The sequence below is a fragment of the Flavobacterium sp. LHD-85 genome (assembly GCF_030929595.1).
Taxonomy (GTDB): domain Bacteria; phylum Bacteroidota; class Bacteroidia; order Flavobacteriales; family Flavobacteriaceae; genus Flavobacterium.
Map to the genome: position 1 here is coordinate 1 of NZ_JAVFVR010000020.1, position 25478 is coordinate 25478.

The window sequence follows — 25478 nt, forward strand, 5'->3', positions numbered from 1 at the left end:
ACAACAACAACAACAACAACAACAACAACAACAACAACAACAACAACAACAACAACAACAACAACAACAACAACAACAACAACAACAACAACAACAACAACAACAACAACAACAACAACAACATTTCAAGTGAATAAAATACTAAACAATCTTATAGGCCATCTGGCAGAGAACCCAAGGAAACTTTTCCTTATTGACTCTTTAGGGGCAGTTTTGACAGCATTGTTCCTCTTTGCAATATGGCGGCACTTCAGCGGATATTTTGGAATGCCAAAAGCTGCATTGGCCTGCCTTTGGGCAATAGCAGTCTGTTTTGGCATTTATTCGGCCGCCTGCTTTTTGTTTTTAAAAGGGCGCCGGGCGCTTTTCATAAGCCTTATCGGCGCTGCTAACCTTCTTTACTGCATCCTGGCAATCGGTCTTGTGATTAAATGCTGGCATTTGCTGACACTCATCGGGAGGGCCTATTTTTTGATTGAAACCGCAATTATCTTCGCCCTTGGCTGTATAGAGATCAATGCGGCAAAAAAAATAAAAAAAAGAGCGGCTGGCAGCTAAACTGCTGACAAGAAAACGCTGCAGACGGCAGCTGCACTGGATTTGGGCAATTGGCTTAATATAAAAAAAAAACGGCTGCTATTTTACAAAAACATATTTATATGAAGAATTTTTATTATACCTATGATAGGATCTTTTCCATCGGGATCAACAAAAACAGTCGGATTATTCAAACAATAAACGTATGCACCTACATTAGGATATTTTTCAGCTAATGGGTCTCCACTCAACCACAAACTAGTCTTCGCGTCATAATACCTAGCCCCATAATAACTCAAATTAGTCTCCCTGTCTAATTCCTTCCCATTAAACAAGTAAGGGCTTGAAAAAGTAGAACTATGCTCCTCAAACAAAACCTCCCCAAAAGCAATATACTCCACATGCTGGCTAATGCTTCCGTTTTTGGTTGTAATATAGGAAGTACTTCCCAAATGATCGGGATGAAAATAGAAAATATCATTTTCCGGCATTCCTATTCCGGTAAAACCTTCTCCAGATTTTCTAACAAAAAAGATGAACATTACTGCTCATCTCTAAGTTATAATTTGATAATTTTCACTCTTTTTTAATGAGTTATAAATTTAAAAATGTATATCATTAGCGCTTCATAATAAAATAATAAAACATCTAAAAACATTAAAATGCAGAGTAATTCCTTATCAAACTACTATTGACGAAATTACTTCTCGGGCACAGATTGCAAATCTATGCGATCGAGTTCCAAATCAGCGCGATCGAGATCTAAAATAATAGAATATTCTGTTACAAACTATTACAAATAAAAGCATGACTATGCCTGAAATCATACTCCCCAGCAGTAATATAAGCCACCAATATGGTAAAACCCACATTACGTAATATATAAAGTAATTTATTAAATCTTTATACCATATTCCTTCATAATATTTTTCTCTAAAAATATCATCGTTAAATCCAGATAAATAAGATAATAGAAAAATAACTAAAAAACTTATTAGACAACAAATTACTAATTTTTTCATTTTATTCATTCTTTTCATTTTTATGTGGGTCTGCCTTTTCAAAAAGGGCGTTCCATTCCTTTAAACTATACACCTTGTTGCTACCATCAGTAGATTGCACACCAGTAAAATTACCTTTTTTATCTATCATAATATTAAAACTAAACTCAGAAATTGGTCTTTCATTTTTACCCCATAGACTTGAAAATGGACTTCCTTCATAATACCCTACTCCAATAAAGACACTTTGCCCGCTTGGATCAGTAATAAATGCCTCAGTACTAGGAAAATTATCTCCCTTTAAATTTCCTCTTATTGATAAAAATCCTTTTTCTTTATTTTCATTAATATAAAAACTTGCAGATACATCTATATTTGGTGCACCAGGAGTTAATGGATTAGCTCCTGAATAAGAAGTACTAAATGTGAAATTTTTATCAGAACCTTCTTTGTAAACACCAAAACCCGAAGTAAAAGTACCCGATGGACTTGCGGTAGCTTTTATTGAAGGTGCGGCAGTATGATAAGTATTAGAGCTCCACGTTCTAAGACTAATATTTTCTTTATCTGTATCAAAATTAATTTTCTGATGTACTCTTGCCGAAGCATTTGGATTAGTAGAAAAACTTCTATCGTCACCATGAAATCCACCTCCAAAATGTTTAAATGGAGCAAATGATCTTATTGTTATAGGATATGGCGTATTACCATCTGGATCTACAAACTTTATAGGATTATTAAAGCTAAAAACAAAAGTTCCAAAATTAGGCATTTTCTCCGCCATCTTATCAACACTCAACCACAAACTAGTCTTCGCGTCATAATACCTAGCCCCATAATAGCTCAAATTCGTCTCCCTGTCTAATTCCTTCCCATTAAACAAATAAGGTGAAGAGAAAGATGATAAATGCTCTTCAAACAAAACCTCTCCAAAAGCAATATATTCAACATGCTGGCTAATGCTTCCGTTTTTGGTGGTAATATACGAAGTACTCCCTAAATGATCCGGGTGAAAATAGAAAATATCATTTTCTGGCATTCCTGTTCCGGTAAAACCTTCACCAGATTTTACGGTTTCTGGTTCTATAGGCGGGCCAAATTGTACTGGCGGGTCAGGAACATCGCCCGGTGCATTGAAAACTGGATTTCTTGGCCAGCCTGCTGGCGGTTCTTGGTTTTCTTCTACGGGTTTTAAAACTTCACTTGGGTATGGATCGCCTGTGAATTCTGGCGTGGCATAAATACCTTGTTGTGTTGGAGGAAAATAATAAGCCTAACTATAAAGCACAAAAAACCTCGCAACTTGCGAGGTTCTATTTTTAGCTATTCTCTATCGATTATCTTTGCACCACACGAAAGAATTCGTATGGGAGCGAGGAGTTTCCGATTCATCTCATTAATTCTCCCATTCTGAATTTACTTCAGTAATAAAAAGATTAGGGTCTTTCGGATAATACTTAATCAATAGAGAATCTCCAACTTTCTTGTCTTTGCCAATATCCAAGGCATCACTACCTTCATAAATAGTATCTCCTATCTTAAATTTAACACTAATTGTACTTCCTTTATAAACGAACTTTTTTGTGATTATCCCTTTCGTTACTTTATAATCAGATTTTATCAAATTATGCTCATTTTTACGTTTTTTATCCATTTTACTAAAAAAGAAAGCAAAAATTAAAGCTATTCCAAATAAAATAAGAAACAACTTTATATAATCTCTTTTTTTCATTTTCTGTACACTTTGAATCTCTATCTTTTTTTGCATATTAACGCTTGTCTTATAATTATTTATCTTTTTCATAATTTATTAATTTCCTATACCAAAAAAATCTTTTATTTTATCTGTCATTGTATTTTGTGCAGCACCTTTAGCTGCTCCTCCAACAGGAGAATCAATAGTACCTTTAATCATTTGTGCTCTAACGGTCTTTTTTCTTGCTACGGTTGCGGCTGAATTGGCAACATCTAATCTTTTTACAGCTCTTTTGGAGGCATCGCTAGTAAATTTTGTACCTCCTTTAGTTGCTTTTATAAATTTGTTTTCAGCCCTAACGACTTCTTTAACCGCTTTTGTTTCTGCTTTTATCATTTTTTTCACAGAACCTTCAGCCATTTTACCAACTTTTTTCATACCAAAATCACCTATTTTACCACCTATAAAATCTGCTCCTGCATCATACACAACTTCTCCAATATCTTTTTTATCACCAATAACTCCCCCTATAGTTTTAAAGCCTTTTTCATTAGTATAATCAGTCGTAGATTTAAGAGCAATAGCAGCAGTCTCTGCAACTCCTGTTAATGCGGGATTAAATCCTATCATAGCTCCCTTAGCGCTTTCAATTCCAACATCGGCCCAGTCTACTTGATCTAGAGATTTTCCAGAAAGTAATTGTGTCCCTAATTCAATTCCTCCACCAACTACAGCTCCCAATAAAACTCCTGCTACATTTTGCTTACCATTTGGATCAACATATTTGATAGGATTTTGATAACAATAATTAAAATTTGATAAATTTCCAGAGTTATAAACTCCATCATTATGATCTCCATCAAAATAAAACTCATCCTCAAACATAGGATTATAAAGTGCGAGTGGGTCAACATTAAGCCACAAACTAGTCTTCATATCCAAATACCGGGCCCCATAATAGCTCAAATTCGTTTCCCTATCTAACTCCTTGCCATTAAACAAATAAGGGCTAGAAAAACTAGACGAATGCTCCTCAAACAAAACCTCACCAAAAGCAATGTACTCCACGTGCTGGCTTATGCTTCCATTTTTGGTTGTAATATACGAAGTACCTCCTAAATGATCCGGGTGGAAATAGAAAATATCATTTTCAGGCATTCCAGTTCCTGTAAATCCTTCTCCACCTTTTACGGTTGTAGGTTCTACAGGAGGACCAAACTGTACTGGCGGTCCTGCCACATCGCCCGGCGCATTGAAATATTGAAACAAAAAAGATGAGCATTACTGCTCATCTTTAAATTATTGACTCTCTTTTATTTTAGTTATAATTTTAGAAACTCATACCATTAACTCAGAATCAGTAAATTATTAACTATTTAATTATAAAAATCTTTTTATTTGATTGCATGCTACCCAGCTCTTTATTTTCCTTCATTTTTGGCAAAACAAACAATTCTTCATCAATATGCTCATTATTATATGCTTTTAAGTCATATACTGACTTATAAAAATTATATACCAGTTTCTCAAGTTTTATTGGTAATGAGTGAGAAATTTTAAGAAATTCATAAAATTGATCATATTTATAATTTTTAAAAAGATCTGGATTTACACTCAAAAGTCCCTCAGCATAATAATATCGATAAACCCCTGTTTTCCATACCACTTCAACTATAGAGCAATTAATCTCTCCTACCATTTCTTTTTTCTCTTTTTTTGTAATAATAGGTTCATTTCCCAGTATTTCTTCCAAATCTATTGAAACATCTACAGCAGAGACAATACTTGAATTGTCTACAAATCGATAAAGCAAATTATTCTTTTGTAAATATGTATTTATAATCTCTATGTCCTTATATTTATAAATATTAAGAAAGTTACCTTTACTTGTAAACATATAAGTTATTGTATCAACTGGTATCTCACCTTGTTTTTTCAAATTCTCAATTAAATTATTCTTACTTATCCCATTTATTAAAGTATCACCTAAAGTAGTAGTATTTACAACGTATTCAAGCTTGCCTTCAAAAGATTGAGAATTAATCTGAAGTGCAAAAAAGAAGAAAAAATAAAGAATAAAATTTTTCATTTAGATTTGTTTTTTGTGTTATTAATAATTTAATGTCTTCTCTATATTCTATTTTTTAATTAACTCATATTCCTGTACTACATAAGTATTAAAAATAGATCTTTTGTATTCTACTCTTAATAAATAATTATCAATAATATTTTTTCTCTCCAAATGTTTATGATTTTGAAATCCTACACTATAAACTTTATCATCAAAATAAAAAAGTAATCTATCTGATCGACCAGAAATATAATTTGATATTTTACATTTTTTTTCAAAAATTTCATTCTGGCTTTTAAATATTATATATTCATTGATTGGAATTTTTAAAATTAAAGCGATATAAATGGAAAAAAAAGAAACCGTTATCATTACGAAAAAATAGTCCCAAATGCTTTTTGTTATTTTAATTTTATCTTTAATCTCTAATACAGATAATATAATAAAGGATAATGAGAATAATATCCAAAAAATATATTTAGGAGGGTTTAATATTAATTGATTGTCTCGTAGATATAATACTATACCTATTAGCAGTAAAAAATAAATCCATTTACTCTTTAAAATTTTATTTATCATTTTCTTTTTGTTTATCTTTTCTATATTGATTTGCTTTTTTTGAAATGGCTCCTTTTTGAACAGCATCTTTTGTCTTTTGTCGTAAAAGGTTATTTGTACCTTTTAATGCTTTGTTTCCTTGTTCTTTTACCTTTTTAAAATAATTTTTAATTCTGGTAGGGGATTCGCCATTTTCAACTTTATTTAGCATTTTATTTACTTTACGTATTAAAGCCTTATTTTCAATCTTCAAACTGCCTAGCATTTCTTCTGCTTTATTGCCAAACCCTTGTTCAACTAAAGTTTCAATTGATGACTCTAAAAATATATTCATTAACCCATCTTCACCTTCCATTAATTTATCCATATCAAAATGCCCATCTGTGTCATATTTACCTTTACTGTAATTATCAATAATTTTAGTAGTCATTTTAGTTACTGTACCTATTATCATCTTACCTGCTCTTGATTTAGCAAATTTTTGGATTTTAATAGCGGTAGCTGTTCCAGTTGGAGTAACAGATGAAATCGCATATGATCCAACTGCCCCCCATGTAGCAGAAGCCCACCCGATATCATTATATGCTTCTTGAGATGACTTACCTTCAATTAACATACCTCCAAAGTAATCCATACCTACATCTAATGCAAAACTCGATACAGCGTCTATTATACCTGTGATAGGATCTTTTCCATCGGGATCAACAAAAACAATCGGATTATTCAAACAATAAACGTATGCACCTACATTAGGATATTTTTCAGCTAATGGGTCTCCACTCAACCACAAACTAGTCTTCGCGTCATAATACCTAGCCCCATAATAGCTCAAATTCGTCTCCCTGTCTAATTCCTTCCCATTAAACAAGTAAGGACTTGAAAAAGTAGAACTATGCTCCTCAAACAAAACCTCCCCAAATGCAATATACTCCACATGCTGCGAAATAGAACCGTTTTTGGTTGTAATATACGAAGTACTTCCTAAATGATCCGGGTGAAAATAGAAAATATCATTCTCTGGCATTCCTGTTCCTGTAAAACCTTCACCAGATTTTACGATTTCTGGTTCTATAGGCGGGCCAAATTGTACTGGTGGTCCTGGCACATCTCCAGGTGCATTGAAAACTGGATTTCTTGGCCAGCCTTCGGGCGGTTCTTGGTTTTCTTCAACCGGTTTTAAAACTTCACTAGGATAAGGATCACCTGTAAATTCTGGCGTGGCATAAATGCCTTGTTGCGTTGGAGGTCCGGGAGGCAATCCTAAACTCCTCACATAGGTGTCTAATGCTTTTTGCTGTTCTGCTGTAAGCTTGCCGTAATTTACTCCTCCTGCTGTTAGTTTTAAAGGCTGTGCAAAAGCTCCGTTCCCCAGTTTACTCACGATACGTCCTGCTCCTTCGAAATAGTGCTTGGTAAATTTCCCTTTGCTTATTACAAAATATGGCGAAACATAACCTGTGTAATCATCTGTATGAACAATGGTTGCTGCAGTTTCACCGTTTATGGCTACATTCTGCGAATCGCCTGAACTTTTTATTACTCTTTCTCCACCCGCATCATAAGTATATTGGTGAATTCTTCCGTTATCGTTAATTCCCATTAAACGATTTTCTTCGTCCCAAGTCATTTTTCTGAAGCTTTTTTCTTCGGTATAGCTTGTTGGGTTTCCGTTTCCGTCATACACATATTCTCTTGGCTGTACTTTTCCTGCTTCTGCAATTTTATTTGGTGCATTTGGGTGCAGTTCGTTGTCGTAATTATAGTCTAATACATAGCCTTTCTGCTCATTATTTACAATATGCACCAAATCTTTTTTGGTAATATTATGCATTTTGTTATAGCTCATATTCAGCTCATAATTGGCTTTGGTAAACTCTCCATGGTAAGACGCTTTTGCCGATTTTAAACGGTAGAAATCATCGTATTGGTATTCGTGCGAAGAGATTCCTCCCAATGTGTTGTTTACAATTGGAGCGGTGTTTTTTATGCTCAAAACATTCCCTACCAAATCGTATCCATATGCATTGTTCATGACTTGTCTAGAACCGCTTTGCACTTGCAACTGCTGTAATCTGCGCATAACAGGATCGTAGGTATAATTGGTTTCGGTGTCGTTTCCGTATTTTAGATATTTACGCTGTTCAAATTCATCATAACTTAATTGTTTGATGTAATCGTAGGTATGGTTTTCTTTTTTACCCTGCATGCTTTGCAGGTTTCCTGCGCGGTTATAGGTATATTCTACCACTTCACCATCTGGATAAGTCATTTTCTGGATTCTGTTCCAAGTATCATATTCGTATTGCGAAATATAAGTCTGTATATCTGTAGGTGTAATACGGAGGGTTCGAATTTCTTTTTCCACCTCTCCTAGTTTACCATAGAAAAATTCCTGACCACCGCTGGCATCTTGTACAAACCACAATCTGCCTCGGCGAGATGGTGTGCCGTCTGCTTTACCATAATTGTACTGCACGTTGTTCTGCGGATTTTTAGGATATTTGATACTCTCTAAACGGTTGTAATTGTACACGTATTGTATAGCGCCACCATTAGGAACTGTATTTTTAATGTCTTGTGTAATACGAGTAGTCAAATTACCTGCTAAATCATATTCCATTTTCGTTGTTCCCGCATCTGGATGCGTAAATTCGATGCGTCTTCCGAGCCAATCGTACGTACTTTTGGTGATATGATCCATGGCATCGGTAACTTTGATCATTTCGCCTAATGCATTAGTATCAAATTTCGTTGTCAAATCGTTTTGCATACTGGCTACATTCTGTCCTGTAGCATCGGTATACGTCGTATTGGTTTTGTTTAATGCATCGGTTTGTGTAGTTTTTAATACTGGAAGACCATCATAACTTTCCAAAGCGAAAACTGTAGTATTGGAACTTCCGTCTGGCAAGGTTACTTTTATGGGGCGGTTTACCTCATCATAGTCTGTTTTCGTTGGTGCGACAGTAGAAACTGCCGTATTGAAATTATTGTCTAAAGTTGTACTTGTGGTTGGGTAATAACTGGTTATGGCTCTTCCTAATCCATCATAAATTATTTTTCCAGAAATAATATGCGCTTCTTGATCGGCGCTTCCTGCAGCGGTAAACAAACTTGCTGTTTTTTTAACCTGCAAAGCTCTTCCTAATCCGTCTGTATAGGTATAAGTCTCAATGTCTTTGTCCAATTCTGGATCGTAATTTCTGGTTTTGGCATACGGCACTTTCGCATCGGGAAAATATTCATAAGCAATCGTATAGGACTTACCCAAAGCAATTTCATAAGGTGCACGAATCGTTGCAATACGGCCTTTTGCATCCAAAGTATAATCTGTACTTTGATCGTTACGGTCTGTTGTTTTAACTGGTACTCCAAAACGGTAATTGTATTCCATTTTGTTTTGATAACCAAAAGCATCTTTAATCTCCGTCATGTACTGATGATTTTCTGCATCGTATACATATTCTAAAGTCATACGCTGGTCTTTGTGATTTGAAGGACCTGTAATTTTCTGCAAGTTTCCGTATCCATCATATTCAATATTAGTCACTGCAATTTTATCTGCTGATGCGTAATTTTTAATCTGCGTCACTTCGGCAGTTGTCGTATTGATGGTTGTCGCTCTTTTACGGCGCAGACCATCGGCTGTAAATACTTCTAATTGTTTTGGAATACCACCATAATAAGGCGTTGTACTTTCGTAATAACTGATTTTTGCGGTTACTTTATCAGCCGCGGCACCGTTGCCTAAATCTTCGTATTGAATAATGTTTCCGTTAGCATCATACGTATTAAAAGTATTCGTTTCCAGATAATCGCTACCGCCTTCATAGACTTTCTGATTGGCATGAACGAGTCCAACAAAAATACGTTTGGCATCGCAAGAAGGCAAGTTCAATTCTGAAATGGGAACGCTCGCCTGTGTTGCCACATCTATAAAACTATATTCATTTTCAGACTCCTGGCGCATTTTTCCATTTTTGTCTAAAGTGTAGCTGTATTTTAAAAGGTTTTTTCTAAAATAATCCTGATTGTAAAATTCCTGCACTGTGGTCATAAAAACCGAATTATCCGCAGCATCAATCTGTTCCTGAGTTACTTTTCCGAATCCGTAAAACTCTCTTTCACGACGATCCTGATAACCGTCTTCGTATCTAAATTTTGCAATAGAATGATCGATACCGTCACCAGTATGTCCGTCAAAAACATCAACACTTTGTAAAACCCACTTCGCTGAAGGGTTTTCGTAACTTGGTTTCAACAGTTCATAATCTACTGTATAACTATTTCCTGCACCGTTTTTAACGCTTTTTAATTTGTTGGTTCTTTTGATATTGGATAACTGTGCTGTTAAATGACCATCATCTTTCGAAACCACATAATCTAAATTTCCATCTCCATCAATATCCATAAAAGTGCCTTCAGAACGGTTGGTACTCCATCCTTTACTTCCTCCAATGGTAGGCGTAATACGCAATAGCCAAGCAATAATATCAATTGAGACATTGGCATTCAGACCATAACTTACCCCTTTATTCTGGCTCATTTCCGGAAATCTCGGATATACAACCGGCGTATCAAACGAGTTTCCTAAATTTAAAGAAACCAGCATTGTACTGCCTACATATCTAATCTTATCTGCAAGTCCGTCACCATTAATATCCATAAAAGATTCATCACTATCTGACTGCGATCTGGCATAATTAGCTCCTCCAGAAATGGATCCCTGTTTAATGCTGAATCCTAAACCTGCGCTCCAATCTGTAGAATTTCCTTTGTTGATACTCGCAAGGTTCCATTTTTCTGCTGGCAAAAAGCCGTAACCTGTATTTAAAAATACATCTCCAGACTCTGTTATTTTATCTGGCAATCCATCTCCATTAATATCGCTATGAATCAGTACAGAACGGTCTTCACCTTTACCCTGTGAAGCACTCACAGAAATGCTGTTCCCTCCTTTTTCTGCTTCTTTTGAGGCCGTTTCTTTTGCTGAATCTGCTTTTACTTTCGATTTTGCTACCGTAACACTCATAGAGTTGGATGGCGCACCGTGACTGTAGCTTCCGCCAAAATTTGGTCCTTCAGAGCTTGTTCTAGAATGGCTGAAATTATCTCCAATATTTACGATTTGGTCCGAAACTTTCCCGACAGGCGCTGTCAATTGTATATTTCCTCCACGAATATAATCTGGAAAGCGGTCACCATTAAAATCGCTCATGGTCTGGGTCATATACGAGTCTCCATCTATAGATTTACTGTATCCAAAACTTGCTGAACCTCCTGCAGAAACTCCCCCAGAAATACTTTTACTTTTACTTTCGCTAATCATATCTAAAGCAGAAGTGCTTCCTCCCTGCAGATTTGGAAGAGTAAAATCGGTATAATCGGCAATATCATCTTCTCCTAATCTCGATGTTCCGATGGTTTGCCCTTTAATGTAAATTCCTTCTTCCAGACCTTCCCATTTGTATTTACTGTAAGACGGATTTAATGATACAAAATAACTGTCAGCAATTTCATATCCTTTACCATCATAATTATCAGGATCTGTATTGTTTAAATCAGGTTCTGTATTGTAAGCATCAGATTGTTTTAATTGATTCTGGTCTATAGTATTGGAAGCCAGATTTCCGTTAATAACAAATCCGCCCCATTGACGATGGGACAAACCGAATGTTCTTTCATCAGCGTTTAAAAGACTATAAATGGCAAAATCATCTGTCGTGGTGTTTAAAACTATATCATCTGTTAGATCTGCAACATCTTTAAAATCGGTAATTTGAACTTGAATATTTAAGGCATTGGTTTTTGGATAGTTTTTAATAATGGTAATCGACTGCGCATTAGAAACCGTCATTTCCAATTGAATTGGAGTTCGTAAAACAGCATCAGGATAGTTGACCGCATCATCAAAGGTATTATTCGCTAAAACCATAGTTCCTGCTGTGATTCTGTAACGATTGCGTGCCAATAAAACATTGTTTTGTTTAGCCGAAATAATTACATCTCCATTATAATTATTAATATTTCCAGGATATTGGAAAGGTGTCGCCAACACTAAATCCTGTGGCAATATGCTCAGTTTTACTTTTCCGCTTACTGTTGAAGTTATTCCTGGAATATTATAATTTCCTTCTCTTTTATTGTATAAAGTATGTGAAACATCCATAGGAACTTCTTCTGCAACACCACCTGCATAAGCTGGCACTGTAACCGTTGGAGCAAAAGAAATAGTTTGCCAATTGATGTTGGTTTCGGTTCGAAGGGCCAAACTAATCTGCGTTTCGGCTTCAAATGCAGGAAGATTTACTGACGCTAAATTAAATGATGCTACTTCATTAGCTAAAAAAGTCTTTTCAAAAACAACTACAGCTGGATTGGTCTGCTCCAAATAGGTTTTAGTAATAACCAATTTAATATGATCTGATGTTACCGGTTTGTTTAAGATTCCTTTTAATACAACATTTCCAGCAGCAGCAACTGTTTTTCCTGCAACAGAACTGCTGAAAAAATCTGCATTTGCATTATATGAAGCCAAAGAATACCCATTGACATCATTTAAAGTGGCAGGAATTATAAAATCGCTCTCCGTTACATTTCCACTTAAACCGCGGTCAAAACGTTTTACTTGCGAATAAGTGACAACAGGATTCCAATTTACAGCATCAAAATTTCCATCCTTTACCGAACTTACCCTAAAGTAGAGTCGTTCTCCTTTCTCTACAGCAATTCCAATGTTCTGTTTCGTTTTAATGGCATAATCTTTTGGACCGATCGCCTCATTCCAAAACAATTGGTTTCCTTTTTGAAAATACAAACGAACACCGTCTGCTTTATCATTTCCTGCATTATTTACGTACGCTGCTCGCGCTTTTATTCCATCAGGAGTGGTATCTTCAATTAATTGGTATTGATGCGAAACAGACACTATTCCTTTTACAGGTGCTTCCCACATGCGCACCACATCATGAAGCGGATTCTGTTTTTCGATTTCTTCTGCAGAAATCGTGGTAAAACCTGGAATCGTAATATCTCCTCCCCCAAAAACAGGCGAAGGCGTTCCTGTACTGCTATTTCTAAAAGTTGGCACACCATTCTCTAATCGGTTATAATATACTTGTCCATTTTTAACAAAGTCAACTAAACCGTCTCCATTAAAATCCATGAAATACGCTTTAGTTTTATTGGTAGATCTTTGCTGATCGTAACCGATATTTCCATATTTCAGATTTAAGTCGACTCCCCAATTGAATGAAGTTGATTTTGAAAATCCAACATCGCTAATATTAATTTCCTGCAGTTCACCAAAACCTAATTGTCGAGAACCAGCCAAGTTTTTTCGGTAATAAACACCATTTTTATTCTTAAAAACTTTGTCTGGCAATCCGTCACCATCTAAATCTTCCAGACTTACTGCCGTATCAGATGATCCCCAACTGTTTCCTCCGTGACCTCCAACCGTAAAGCCTTTCAAACTTCCTGCATTAGTTGCCAAACCAATTCCAAGACGGTAGCTTACGCCATTTGTAGCTCCTTCTGAACTGCTGACTAAAGAGTGTTTTCCTGAAAAAAGCACATCGCTGAAAGCCGGAATCGAGCTATTTTTTAAATTATCATTTGGAACATTCCAAACTTGTTCCGCTCCAAACGGACTGTATTTTCCTGATGTGTCACGAACATCATCAAAGTAATCTAATTTATTCGTATAAAACAGTTTAGACTCTGAATCGTATTCCGAAATGGACTCTAACAAAGCCTTTTTGAAAGCACCTTCTTTAAATTTCAATTCGTAACTGCGAACCAAGTCATTTTTGTAGCGGACTTCTATTTTTCGTAATAATTGATTGTTCAGCTGTTTAAAACCTAATCTGGCCGAAACCTGAACATCTGTTCGGTTTGCTTCACCAAGATCTGAGTTTTTTACGAAAGTGACACTGTAATTTCCTTTTTGCGATCCAGAACCAGTATAATATACTTTTTTAAGATACAATTCGCCATCGCGTTTGTCGTATTCGTACTCCACTGTATTCCCTTTTAAATCGACTTGAAGACAAAGTGCCCAATGTCCGATATTTCCATTTGCGTCCTGCAAAACACTATTAACCGCAAGTCCGGATTGTGTTCCTCCATAATAACTCGCAACACCACTCTTATCTTTTACGACCCAATAATAATTTTTAGGCGATGATCCTTTACGGATAATCTGCTGAAAAGCACCTTCTCTTCTTGGATAAAACTGCTTATCAGCAGTTCTGGCAATCCATTCTGCTCTATGTGAGTTCGGAATCAAAGCTTCTCCTGCAACAGCATAACTTTCTGTTTCATTAACTGCATCATATCTTGGCGCTCCCCAGCGTGTTTCAATACTTACTGCCGGCGCCGAAATATCCCAGCCCATTCCTGCCCAGCTGTGTCCGCCGTCACTATCATACTGTAAGTTAAAAGAAGGCTGCATACCACCTCGCCCATTCGGAATAACGATGGAAAAACCTGTACTCATGGTTCCTCTTCCGTTTGCCGAAGGCGGTGCAATAGATTGGATTCCTACCAAGGGACTGGCGGCTTTTAGATCTTTAATGCTTGTTGGTGTGTAACCCGAAGTTTCAGGCGATTCGGGCATTTTGATAATTCCCGCAATAAAATCTGTAAAATGGGTTGTTTTGGCCTTAATAATTCCCTGTTTGATGTCAAGAGAATCTTTGGTTACTTCCTGCCAAAGTCGTTTGTTCTCGTCAAAATAAAATACATTGATGTCTTTTTCTGTATAACCTTCGGGAATTGTTTTTTTATCGTAAGGAAGTGAAAGTGTTACGGCTTTCTCAAAAATAGTTCCGTGCGGCAGTAAACGAAAACCTGCATTTACAGCGGTCACATTTACCATTGCCGAGTTTAATGGCGCAATATCAATTTTACGTAAACCGCTTACCGATACTTTTACATTATTTTTTAAAGCGCCGGCAGGAAAAACGGCCAAGAAATCTTTATATTCTAAAGCATTGGCTGTTTCAAAATTGATGATTTTTGAAACACGTTCTTTTGCACTCTCAATTGGTCTGAAACTTTCTACATTAGAAAATTGCTTTACTTTTATTTCTTCATTTAGAATAACCCCCGAAGCAGTTTCTTTTAAAACTGAGACAGATTCTCCGATCTTTTCAGCATCCAAAACCAATTCAAATTCCGGCTGAGTGACATCTACCGAAATTCCGGCAATAGTCATTTTTTTTAACTGAGAAGGAAAATTAGTTCCTTTGATATATAATTTATCAGCTGCTTTTAAAAGCGTAAAATTGGAATTCTGATTTCCGTTTTTATATACTATTCGTACATTTTTAATTTTGTATCTATTCGCAATTCCTTCAGGCGCTGTAAACAAAAGCACGTTATCTCCTTTTCGCAATGATTTTTCAGATAATAATTCAGACTGACTAGTCCATGCTTTGTTATAAGACAAAAATTGCCCTCCAATACTGGGCTGGTTGTTTAAACTTCTGGAAATTGAGGCTGCTTGATCGTAACCGAATAATTCGTATTCTAAATAAGCGTTTTCATTTTGTGCGGGAAGTTCATCTACTTTTAAATGAAAAACATTATCGTAGGCATCATCAATATCCTCAGGATTGTCAACCCCAATTATACCTTCTTTAATATCAGCTGCGAATAACTTTGCGGTTTTATTTTCATTTTTTTGAATAACCGTAGAATCAGAGACTAAAACTCCCTTTTCTTCCACTGTGTTTTCAGAAAACAGAAAAGCTATTTTATATTCGCTGATATTAGCGGCAAACAAAAATGCTCCTATTAAAAATACCAATACTATAATTCTATTTTTCATAAGTAGATTAAATCGATTTGAGGCAATCGGTTTATATTATTGAATTTGACAAATACTTTCTTTGTCTAGTTATTTCACAATTACTTTAAAAGTCTTATTTCCAAAATCTGAACTCACATTAACCAAATACATTCCTGACGGTTCTTTTATATTATCTTCATGCAGATAGGTTTCGATCTGATTGTATTTCTTCTCTTTTAAAAGTGATCCCGCCAGAGAATAAATGCGAATCGTTGCGTCGGACTTTTTAGGAAACTGCATCGCAATTGCAAACTTTCCGTCTGGGGTTGGATTCGGATATAAAATCAGGATACTAGAATCTGTAATTTCTTTTCCATCTGTCGCTACAGCAATCATTTTAGACGTTTTACATTCCTGCCCGTTTATTAATCGAAGCTCATAATTACCAGGCTGATCGATTAATATCTTCGGATTGTCATCTATAAAATTCCCTTCATAAAACCATTGGTATTGATAATTTCCAGACGGCAGAGCTGCACTGGCATCCAAAAGAAGCGCATTTCCATCTGTCAGCAGATAATCTGATTTTAGATTAGGAAAAGTTCCTTCCTTATCTGCCACAAATACGGTTTCTGAATACAGATTTCCTTTTTTGTCTTTTACGATATAATCATAAGTTCCTGATGAAAGCTGCACGCCGGTCTGGCTTTTTGCAGCTTGACTCCATTGTTTTACAACTGCTACACTGCCTTCTTTTTTAACTGTAACGGTAAAAGGAGCTTCTCCGCCTTCAATGGTATAATTTAATTCGCCCGATCCTGAAACGCCACAAAGTGCTTCGGTTATCCAAACTCTGCTGAACATTTGCGGGGCTACTTTTAAGGTAAATTTTGCTGTCCCAGATTTCTGTTTATTCCAGTCAAAATCTTTTAAAACCAATTTTTCTGTACTGGCAGTGCTTCCTAAACGAATGTATTCTGAATCGTTTTCATCATAAGTTCCCTTTCCAGAATAATCAACTAAAAGCCAATAATAAGTGTCTTTTGGCAGTGTTCCTTTTATAAAAGCAGGATTAAATGTCCAGTCTAAACTAAGATCGCTTGGGTTTGCATAATCCAGCTGCCATTCTCTAGAAACTCCGATTGGTTCTCCTTGCTCTTGCTTTTTAACTAAGAGATTCTTTCCGTTATCGCTCCAAAAAGCAAAATAATCATTAGGAATCCTGTCCGATTTACTTTTTACTTCAAACGTCATCAGTCCTTCTTCTATCATATTGCTGCTTTTGGTTTGCAGCAAACCGCTCGCGTCGTCACGTCCGACTGCGGTAATTGACGAGGCAAATCCTTTGTGTTTTTCGGCATCCCAGATCTTTTCTCCTTTACTGTTTAAATAGTTTTTATTGTCAAACTGAGAAAGTGAAATTCCGTATTTTATGGCTAAATAACTCGCCGCTTTCTGCGTTTCTAAACCAGATAAAACGCGGTTGTAAATCAAAATTTCGCTTATGCTTCCTTTAAAATCTTCTGGCGGCAATTTCTCCATTTTTGATTTCTGGCCAATAGTTAATGAAGACAGTTTTGCAACGCTATCAGTTACATTCTGCTGAAAAAAATGAATATTTGCTTTATGAGGTTTGATCTTTTCCTGATAAGACTGGTAAGAATATTTTTTTAAGTCAACCAAACGTTTGTTTGTCGCAGCCGAGATTATTTTTTGAGGATCATTAATCGTCCATAAAAATTGTTCTTTCAGACTGTCCTTTACTTTGTATACCATAAAAAGTGTCTGACGCCTTTTACTATCTGAGCCAAGAGGCACAATTAAAGAATCCTGATCCGTATCAATGACGATACTGGGATTAAAATTAAAAGCAGCGCCATTGTATTTCTTTACAGGCACCTTTGCCTCTTTATTGTTTACGAGACTTTCCCAATAGTAACTCTCTCCCGTATTTCTGGATTTAATCCAAAAAAAAGGTTCTGAAACTGCTCCTGGAACTATTTTTTCCTGCGAAAAGACAGCATTCACAATTAGAAATGCTGTTAAGTTTACCAATAAAAAAATCCTTTTATTCATATTCTAAAGTGATTTTTATGATGATGTTTTTTTAGAAATTTCCTAAATCATCAAAGTCAAATGAATAACCAATAATTAGTGAAATACTATTGATTTTATTTTTGTTTTCGCTGTAACGATGCCCATTTTCTTCGGTCATTAAAGCATCTGTAAGCCCCAAAGAGTATCTTGCTCCAATAGAAAGATTATTGCCAAATTCATATCCTGCAGATAAAACTCCGTAGAAATAATTTTTACCCGTCAAAGATTCTTTCAATACTTTCTGAACATTGGCATCTGGCTCAAAATAAACACCAGAATCTGCAAACAATTCCTGTGCGTTTGAGGAGTATTTTATATTATCACTAGCAATATTAAATCCTACATAAGGCCCAACGCCAATATAAAATCCTTCGACAGGATAATATTTAAACTGCGCTCCGACATTGATATAACTATAACCAAAAGTCATTTTATATTTGAGTCCTTTTACATCTTCGTAATTCAAATCGGTTCCCTGACCTGAATAGGAGATTTCAGTCTGAATAGCAACTTTTGCATAAGGATATTTCCAATTAATAAAGAAACCGCCCATTCCGCCAAACTTGCCTTCTTCTTTTAGGGTATAGCCTTCATAAATACCTTTCGGCACTATCACATCTGGAAGATTGGACATTTTAGAATAAATTCCGCCGCCAAAAAGACCATACGTAATTTCTCGATCACCCTGTGCCAATAAAGATTTTGTGCTTACTAGTAAAAGAAGCAAAATAATTTTTTTCATTTTTTTATAAATTACCATTGATGAAAACTGTAGCCTAACGAAAAACAAAAGACACTGCTTTTATTTTGATTTTCGATAAACTGAAAAGATGATGCATTACTCTTAATCATGTCCTTTACGCCTAGATAATAGCGAAAGTCAAAATGTATGCTTTTATGAAGTTCATAGCCTAATGCAAAGCACAACGAAAAATCATCGTCTCCATCAAGACCATCTTTATAAAACTGTCTCGTGGCAACATCGTACATACCGCCTGCTTCATTGGAACTGTATGTTATATCGTTGGGAGATAAATTGATGCCATAAAAAGCGCCAGCACCAAAATTTAAACCTTCATAAGGATAAACTTTATATAAAGCACCGATTTGCAGAAAAGCATAATTTAATCCGAGTTCGAATTCTTTTCCAACGGCATCTTTGTAAGTCACTTTTTCTCCTGACTGTCTAAATAAGATTTCCGGCTGAATGGCAACTCGCGTATCATGAAGTTTAAAATTTAAAAAGAAACCGCCTTCTAAGCCAAATTTTCCCTTACTTTCCATAACACTGCTATCAAAAGTATTATCTCTCCCTTTTATGCTCTCTGGAAGATTACTGAAGGTGGAATGCAGAATACCAAATTTTAATCCGTAGGTAATGTTAGTTTCGTTCTGGCTGTAGATTGGGGCACTAAAAAAAAAACTAAAAATTATTAAGTGTAATATTACTTTCATTAGCAAAAATTTCTGCGAATATATGTATTAATTTTAGCTTGCAATTAAAAAAATCCGATAAAAGGAGCAAAAAATCCGATTATATGCCTGATTACAGGTAATATTTATTTTCAGGATTACTTATACATTTGCTTGGGTATCACAAATAAATTGTATTACATTTACTATAAATATTTAAAAAACACATGAAAAACACGACTTTACTTTTAGCAGTCCTTTTATTATTTACCGCCACAATTCAAGCAAAATACGTTAAGGCGGTCTTATACATGGAAGATGGAACTATGAAAAAAGGACTGGCAGAAAAAGTAGAATACAACGATTCTAAAGTAAAATTTAAAACCAGCGAAGAAGCTAAAAAAGAGAAAATATCGAGTGCCGACATCAAAAAAATCGAATTTGTTGATGATGATAATGTAAAATTTACCGCCGAGAGATTGTATGCTACAACAGCCAATCTTCTAACCGGAAAATTCTCCAGATCAGGCAAAAAAAGATGGCTGTATATTATTTATGATAAAAGTGCAAAAATAGGCTACATCACAGAGCAAGGCAGCAACAGACCTAATGCAGGCGGGACCAGCAGGGTAATTACCAATGGAAGCACTTCTTACTTTTTTGGAAAAAAGAATTCCGAAGAATTGTTTTTTGGCTATGCCAAATCAGCAGGAAGCGATTTGGCAATTGGTACAGATTCGTTGATTCAAAAAATGTCCCAAGAAGCATTCGCGGACTGTCCAAAAATTATAGAAGCTATAGAAAAAACTGATTTTAAAGTAAAACCGGCGATTGACCAGCTTGAAGCGATTTTTGACAAAAATAAATGCCTGTAAGAGGCATTAGCAGAAACCGGGAGTTAGCTCCAGGGTTTTATATTTCGGGCATAATGCTTTCGAACACATATTTTTTCCATTGTTCTTTGCTGAAAACCACATTTCCGCATTTTATATTTTCAACCTCGGAAATTAAAACGATTTGTTTTATTTTATCAATAAAATCTGCTATTTTCCTCTCAATAAAGTCAAACCTGACAGTTTTAAAATCATCAGCATCATCTATTATGCAAATTTTAGCGCCCAGGCCCCAGGTGCCTTCTATGACAGGACGAATTGACCAGCCGCTGTAATTGTCCGGGCAAACCTGGTCAATATCAACCGGATTGCAGAAATAATCAATGAAAGACGCCTGCATTCCTTCTGTAGCCAATGTATCGACCCAAAAATTAGATTTTGGCACATTTCCTGATTTGTACTTGAAATCAAAGACATCTTCCGACAGCTTTGGCTCGATTGTCTTTGCCTCGACTTCATCTGTTATGATTGAGAAATTTTCATAATCAATTACAGCGCTAAAATCCTGCCACCAATTCTCGATCCTCACAGCGCATTTATTTTCTATCGGCTGGATCGCAAAAGTATCCGAACCGCTCATTTTTAAATAAAAATCCTCAATGGACATATCTGCCTCAGCTGTTTTGTGCTTTTTTTCCTCATCGCACCAATTATTCTCAAAGGAATAAATCCTATTGATCTGTTCAAGTTTGAATGCTATTTTATGACATAAATATTCTTCGAAGGCCGCTTTGCCTCTTGTATCCTTATATATCAATGAAATTGCAGCATCTGACTGTGCAAATTCAATATTCATTTCTGAATATTCAAAGCAATTTTTGGCACGCAGCCATTTATGAAAACCCTTGTTATCCATTTTAATATTTGTTTTTTGTTTGAGCGTACAGCTGGTATTTTTATTCCCTAACATATATTTCTCCTTACTGCCGGCTAGTAAAAGCACTTTAAATTTAGCGTTTTTTTGGCACTTCCATGAGCGGCTATGCGGACAAAGAAAAAATTAAGATGCGGATGCTAAAATACTATAATAATCCAAGATGGCCTGCTGCCTTCTGTTTTTTCTTCTTTACCGCTAAGGCTGCTGCTGCAGGGTAACGCGGCTAACTTTTGACAGAATGAAAAACATCAGAAAAAAAACAGCATTAACTTTAAAATCTGAACCGTCAAGAATTGCATAGAACATAAAAGTGCGAGGCTTTGCGGCCGATAAACAGCAGATCAGCAAAAACAGTCTGCAACAGTGGAAAAATATCTTCAGCGAAGGAAAGGTCAACCTGCGAAAATGTGCCTGATTTTTCAGGCGGGTCCTGAATAAAACAGATTAAGATTGTACTGATAATAAACAATACAATTTAATATTAATTTTCTACAAACCTATTTATACACCGTTCCTGCAATTATGCTTTTCAAATATGCAGTTCTCCATCGCAAAATAGGTCCCGCAGCATCCCTAGCCCCGATTGCTTCGCCAGTTCGCTTTGCTCATGTGCAAAGCAAATCCTATGCGCCGAGGGCTCCGGCGCATAGATTGGAGCGTATAGCGGGAAGAGCTCCTAAAAACTAATATTAAATATAATTAACGATGCTGGACATTCAAAATTAAACTCCTGCAAGAATTATTAACACCCCATTATTCAAGCCCTTCTGAACTCTGCCCGCTTTTGTGCAATCAAAAAAATAATCCCTACATTTAAAGCATCCAATAAGGACAATAATCCGCTAATTTTGCAGTTTGCCATCAAGCAGTAAAAACAGCATAAAACAGCAATACTATCTGAGCGCTTGCAGCTGCTCGGGAGATTATGAAAAATGAAAAAATTTGAAATTAAAAATACGGCTCCCGATAAATGGATCGTCTCGCACAACGAGGTTCCAAAATTCACCTGCGAGTTTGAAAACAAAAAATTCAATTACCACAGGACCGTCAAAGGCCTTTGCAACCCTTCGGGAGATCCGGAAGAAATACAGCTGCTTGATAAAATGGAAAAATGGCTTAAAGCATACCATAAGGACAAAATAGACGGATAGGGCAGCTTTGCAGGCTCTCTGATAAAAAGAAAAAAAAACGGAGCGGGACAGCCTAAAAGAAACAGCGGCCAATAAGGAAGAACAGGCAGATTCGGGGGGATTAATCCCTAAAGGAGGCACGGCAGGTTCGTGCACCAAAACATATTAAAAAAATAAATCGGAACAAGAGAAATCCCGTTCCGATTTAATTAATTTATAATAAAAACCCACTCAGCCTTCTTAAGGATCACTCATTGGAAGACTACAATATAGGTCTTTAAAATATAGAAGCCGTACTGTTTTCAAGAAAAATGGGATTGAGCACCATCTATCATTAGGTAAAAACTATAGTATTATTTTTATGATATAATCCCCAATAAAGATTTTTTTACATCAATTTCTTCTTGTTGATCCAAAGATATAAAGGCGGAATTAATATGGGTGCAAAAAACAATGTGCTTGTCAATCCGCCTATAATTACTGTTGCCAGCGGTCTTTGTACATCTGAACCTATACCGGACGAAACAGCAGCCGGAACTAATCCGACAATAGCAACAATAAGAATGGACAGTAATGCTCTTAATTGCTCTTTTGACGCCGTTAATACATTGTTATGAAAATCCTCTTTAGATATCGTTTTTCTGTTAAGAGCCGACACAAGCAGTACTCCTGCCATTACAGAAATACCAAAAATACTCACAAATCCAACCCCGGCAGAAACATTAAAGTAATACCCTCTAAGGAGTAAAGCCACAATGCCGCCGCCTAAAGCAAACAATATGCAGCTCATAGTTATCATGGTATGCTGGAAATTTTTGTACAGTATAAACAGGAATAAAAAGACCATAATAATTGTGAGAGGAATGGTAAATGCCAATTGTTTTCCCGCTCTTTCGAGATTTTCATACTGTCCGCCATAAATAATACTGTATCCTTTGGGCACTGTTACAGTTTTATCTACTTTTTGTCGCAGCTCTTTTACAAAACTTCCCTGATCTCTTCCTTTTATGTTTGTTCTAACGGTAATCATACGTTTGCTTCCATAACGATAGATGTTCGTTTGCCCTTCCACAAAATGTATATTGGCGAGCTGGCCCATTGGTATCAAGGCACCATTTGATGAGGGCACCAGAATATTTTTTACTGCATCGATAGAATTTCTGTACTCCGGCAAAAAACGGACTACAATATCGTAACGCTTTGTCCCATCATATAAAGTAGAAATCGTTTTACCGCCGATCGCTGCTTCAATCATATTCTGAATATCGGCAACATTAATTCCAAAACGTGCGGCCTGCTGCCGGTCAATATCTATTGCCAATTGTTCCTGTTCTCCCTCCTGTTCAATGTTTACATTGGCGGCACCGTGGTTCAAATGCTTTTTTTGAGAAAAAGCGGCCGGCAATATATATGAAGAGAATAGATATTATAAAAACTATTATAATATTTTGGCGCAGATTCTGCAGTTTTTTATAACCGTACTCATCATAAGCCGCCGCAGTAATAACATAATTTTTTTCTTGGAACTTATATTTTAAACCAACTACCTGCCAGTCTTTCTGGTAAAATTGCAATTCTTTCTGCTGAATAATTTTATCCAGCATCGGTTTCGTTTCTTTAACTACGTCTATATTTACCGCATCGTGATAAAGCAGGTTAAATGATGTATTATAAATAGCAACTTCAACTTCATTCAAAGTAGCCCTGTTATTTTTATAGATGCTCTGCAGTGTTTTGGAATCTACTTTTGCATTTAAAAATAAGTTGGCTTTAGTAACCGCTTCTTTTTTTAAGGAAGCATAGAATTCTTTTTCTCTATTTTCTATTGCTGAAAGATAAATAACAGAAGCAAATGCCAATAAAATAGAGGCCGTAATAAATGTAAACAAGAGGCTGAGACGATTTCTAATTTTCATCTGTTTTTAAAATAAATCCCATTCCCGATTTGGTATGAATGAGCTTTTTATCAAAGTCTTTATCAACTTTTTTTCGCAGATAATTGATATATATATCAATGAAATTTGTTCCTGTGTCAAAGTTTGTATCCCAGACTTTTTCTGCAATTTCTGTTCGCGATAAAACGCGCTCCGTATTTTGAAGCATATATTCTAAAAGTTTAAACTCTTTTGGAGTAAGGCTTATATCTAAATTATTTCTTTTCACATCTTTAGTCTGCAGGTTCATTTCAAGATCAGAATATTTTAGAATAAATCCAATGTTATGGACTGTATTATTGCTTCGTTTCAACAATGCTTTTATACGGACTAAAAGCTCTCTCATTTCAAAAGGTTTAGTCAGATAATCATCTGCACCGGCGTCAAATCCTTCCACTTTATCATCAGTTGTGCCAAGTGCGGTCAGCATAATGATAGGCAGCTCTGGTTTAGTTCTGCGGATTTCTTTGCTTAAATCGAGTCCATCAAGTTTTGGTAAAATAATATCTGTGATAACCAGATTATAGTCATTATTAAATGCCAGCTTCTTTCCCGAAAGGCCATCATAAGCTAGTGTAACTATAAATCCCTGCTCTTCAAGTCCTCTTTGAATCAGTTCAGCTACTCTTTGGTCGTCTTCTATTACTAAAATTTTCATTAGTGCAAAGTTATAATTTTTAATTTGGATCATCGTCTTCTATTCAAACTGAACACTTGATACCGCTTTTTTTAACCTTTTTTTTTATTTAAAGCAGGGTTCATAGTTCAAATCACCCTGAGGCCACAAAACATGCTAAATGTTGGTGGAATAACCGTTCCTCCTTTAATACTGTAAGCCAATTTCTTCAAATCATCCAAAAAAGATGTTGAAATTTATCCTGTCCATGCTACTCAGCCAAATGGCGACAATTGAAGACAATTGTGATCATTTTTTTATTAAATATAAATTGTTGCTCGACTGAAGCAAAAAGTTGGTTTATTCCCAAACCATAAAATCACCTGCCTAGCCCCGATAGCAGCGGAAATCCTTCTGCGCCGGGGTTCGGCGCAGAAGATTGGAGCGGATAGCGGGAATAGCTCCAAAAAAAATTAAACTTTAAAATTATACACTCCACACCTGCAATAATATTCTATTTTTACAGTTTAAAATCCACAAGCATAAACAACGCAAAACAGCAGCCATGCCAAAGCAAATGCAGCTTTTGGGCAGATCAAGAAAAATGAAAAAGTTTGAAATAAAAGAGACAGAGCAGAACCAATGGCTGGTATCCCACAATGAGTTTCCCAGGTTCACCTGCGCATTTGAGGATAAAAAATTCCATTACCACAGGACCATCACAGGACTCATCGACCCGTCAGGCGATCCCGAGCAGATCCGCTTGCTTGAAAAAATGCAAAAATGGCTCTCGCGCTACCATAAGGAAAAAATAAACGGCTGACGCTGCAGAGGACCCTTGGGAGTCTCTTTGGAATAT

18 protein-coding genes are annotated in these 25478 nt (G+C 36.0%); 4 read left to right on the forward strand and 14 right to left on the reverse strand.

What is annotated here, in order from left to right; genetic code table 11:
• On the forward strand, positions 1–558 hold a 558-nt coding region (locus RB618_RS22295), incomplete at its 5' end, for a hypothetical protein (RefSeq protein WP_308070834.1).
• Between the two features lie 83 nt (positions 559–641).
• Here RB618_RS22295 and RB618_RS22300 read toward each other — a convergent pair.
• The 10 genes from RB618_RS22300 to RB618_RS22345 all read right to left on the reverse strand — a co-directional run bounded on the left by RB618_RS22300 (position 642) and on the right by RB618_RS22345 (position 19211).
• A complete protein-coding gene (locus tag RB618_RS22300; protein WP_308070836.1) occupies positions 642–1079 on the reverse strand; it encodes an RHS repeat-associated core domain-containing protein in 438 nt (145 codons plus the stop codon).
• A gap of 481 nt (positions 1080–1560) precedes the next feature.
• On the reverse strand, positions 1561–2577 hold the full coding sequence (locus RB618_RS22305) for an RHS repeat-associated core domain-containing protein (RefSeq protein WP_308070837.1): 1017 nt from the start codon (positions 2575–2577) through the stop codon (positions 1561–1563).
• A gap of 357 nt (positions 2578–2934) precedes the next feature.
• Positions 2935–3342, reverse strand: a complete 408-nt coding sequence (locus RB618_RS22310) for a hypothetical protein (RefSeq protein WP_308070838.1) — start codon at positions 3340–3342, stop codon at positions 2935–2937.
• 6 nt (positions 3343–3348) lie between these two features.
• Positions 3349–4503, reverse strand: coding sequence for an RHS repeat-associated core domain-containing protein (locus RB618_RS22315; RefSeq protein WP_308070840.1), 1155 nt, complete (start codon positions 4501–4503; stop codon positions 3349–3351).
• Positions 4504–4606: 103 nt separating this feature from the next.
• Complete coding sequence (locus RB618_RS22320; RefSeq protein WP_308070841.1) at positions 4607–5323, reverse strand: hypothetical protein; 717 nt, start codon at positions 5321–5323, stop codon at positions 4607–4609.
• A gap of 48 nt (positions 5324–5371) precedes the next feature.
• Positions 5372–5884, reverse strand: coding sequence for a hypothetical protein (locus RB618_RS22325; RefSeq protein WP_142479132.1), 513 nt, complete (start codon positions 5882–5884; stop codon positions 5372–5374).
• Positions 5874–15698 (reverse strand): SpvB/TcaC N-terminal domain-containing protein, encoded by a 9825-nt coding sequence (locus RB618_RS22330; RefSeq protein ID WP_308070842.1) that lies wholly within the window; start codon positions 15696–15698, stop codon positions 5874–5876. The genes RB618_RS22325 and RB618_RS22330 overlap by 11 nt, the downstream gene beginning before the upstream one ends.
• A 69-nt stretch (positions 15699–15767) precedes the next feature.
• Positions 15768–17735 (reverse strand): T9SS type A sorting domain-containing protein, encoded by a 1968-nt coding sequence (locus RB618_RS22335; RefSeq protein ID WP_308070843.1) that lies wholly within the window; start codon positions 17733–17735, stop codon positions 15768–15770.
• A gap of 31 nt (positions 17736–17766) precedes the next feature.
• Positions 17767–18498, reverse strand: coding sequence for an outer membrane beta-barrel protein (locus RB618_RS22340; RefSeq protein WP_281631300.1), 732 nt, complete (start codon positions 18496–18498; stop codon positions 17767–17769).
• Between the two features lie 11 nt (positions 18499–18509).
• Positions 18510–19211: an outer membrane beta-barrel protein gene (locus tag RB618_RS22345; RefSeq protein ID WP_308070844.1), complete on the reverse strand. Its 702-nt coding sequence runs from the start codon at positions 19209–19211 to the stop codon at positions 18510–18512.
• Between the two features lie 185 nt (positions 19212–19396).
• On the opposite strand from RB618_RS22345, the gene RB618_RS22350 reads away from it, so the two are divergent.
• Complete coding sequence (locus RB618_RS22350; protein WP_308070846.1) at positions 19397–20044, forward strand: hypothetical protein; 648 nt, start codon at positions 19397–19399, stop codon at positions 20042–20044.
• Positions 20045–20081: 37 nt separating this feature from the next.
• Here the strand turns inward: RB618_RS22350 and RB618_RS22355 are convergent, their stop codons facing one another.
• Positions 20082–21005, reverse strand: a complete 924-nt coding sequence (locus tag RB618_RS22355; RefSeq protein ID WP_308070847.1) for a hypothetical protein — start codon at positions 21003–21005, stop codon at positions 20082–20084.
• A gap of 866 nt (positions 21006–21871) precedes the next feature.
• Here RB618_RS22355 and RB618_RS22360 point away from each other — a divergent pair.
• Positions 21872–22090, forward strand: coding sequence for a hypothetical protein (locus RB618_RS22360; RefSeq protein WP_308070848.1), 219 nt, complete (start codon positions 21872–21874; stop codon positions 22088–22090).
• Between the two features lie 367 nt (positions 22091–22457).
• On the opposite strand, the gene RB618_RS22365 is transcribed toward RB618_RS22360, so the two are convergent.
• The 3 genes from RB618_RS22365 to RB618_RS22375 are packed head-to-tail and all read right to left on the reverse strand — an operon-like array spanning position 22458 to position 24661.
• Positions 22458–23444, reverse strand: a complete 987-nt coding sequence (locus tag RB618_RS22365; protein WP_308070849.1) for an efflux RND transporter permease subunit — start codon at positions 23442–23444, stop codon at positions 22458–22460.
• Positions 23413–23985, reverse strand: a complete 573-nt coding sequence (locus tag RB618_RS22370; protein ID WP_308070850.1) for a hypothetical protein — start codon at positions 23983–23985, stop codon at positions 23413–23415. The genes RB618_RS22365 and RB618_RS22370 overlap by 32 nt, the downstream gene beginning before the upstream one ends.
• A complete protein-coding gene (locus RB618_RS22375) occupies positions 23975–24661 on the reverse strand; it encodes a response regulator transcription factor (RefSeq protein WP_308070851.1) in 687 nt (228 codons plus the stop codon). Before RB618_RS22375 ends, RB618_RS22370 begins: the two co-directional genes overlap by 11 nt.
• Positions 24662–25184: 523 nt before the next feature.
• Between RB618_RS22375 and RB618_RS22380 the strand changes: the two genes are divergently transcribed.
• Complete coding sequence (locus tag RB618_RS22380) at positions 25185–25442, forward strand: hypothetical protein (RefSeq protein WP_308070852.1); 258 nt, start codon at positions 25185–25187, stop codon at positions 25440–25442.
• Positions 25443–25478 lie beyond the last annotated feature (36 nt).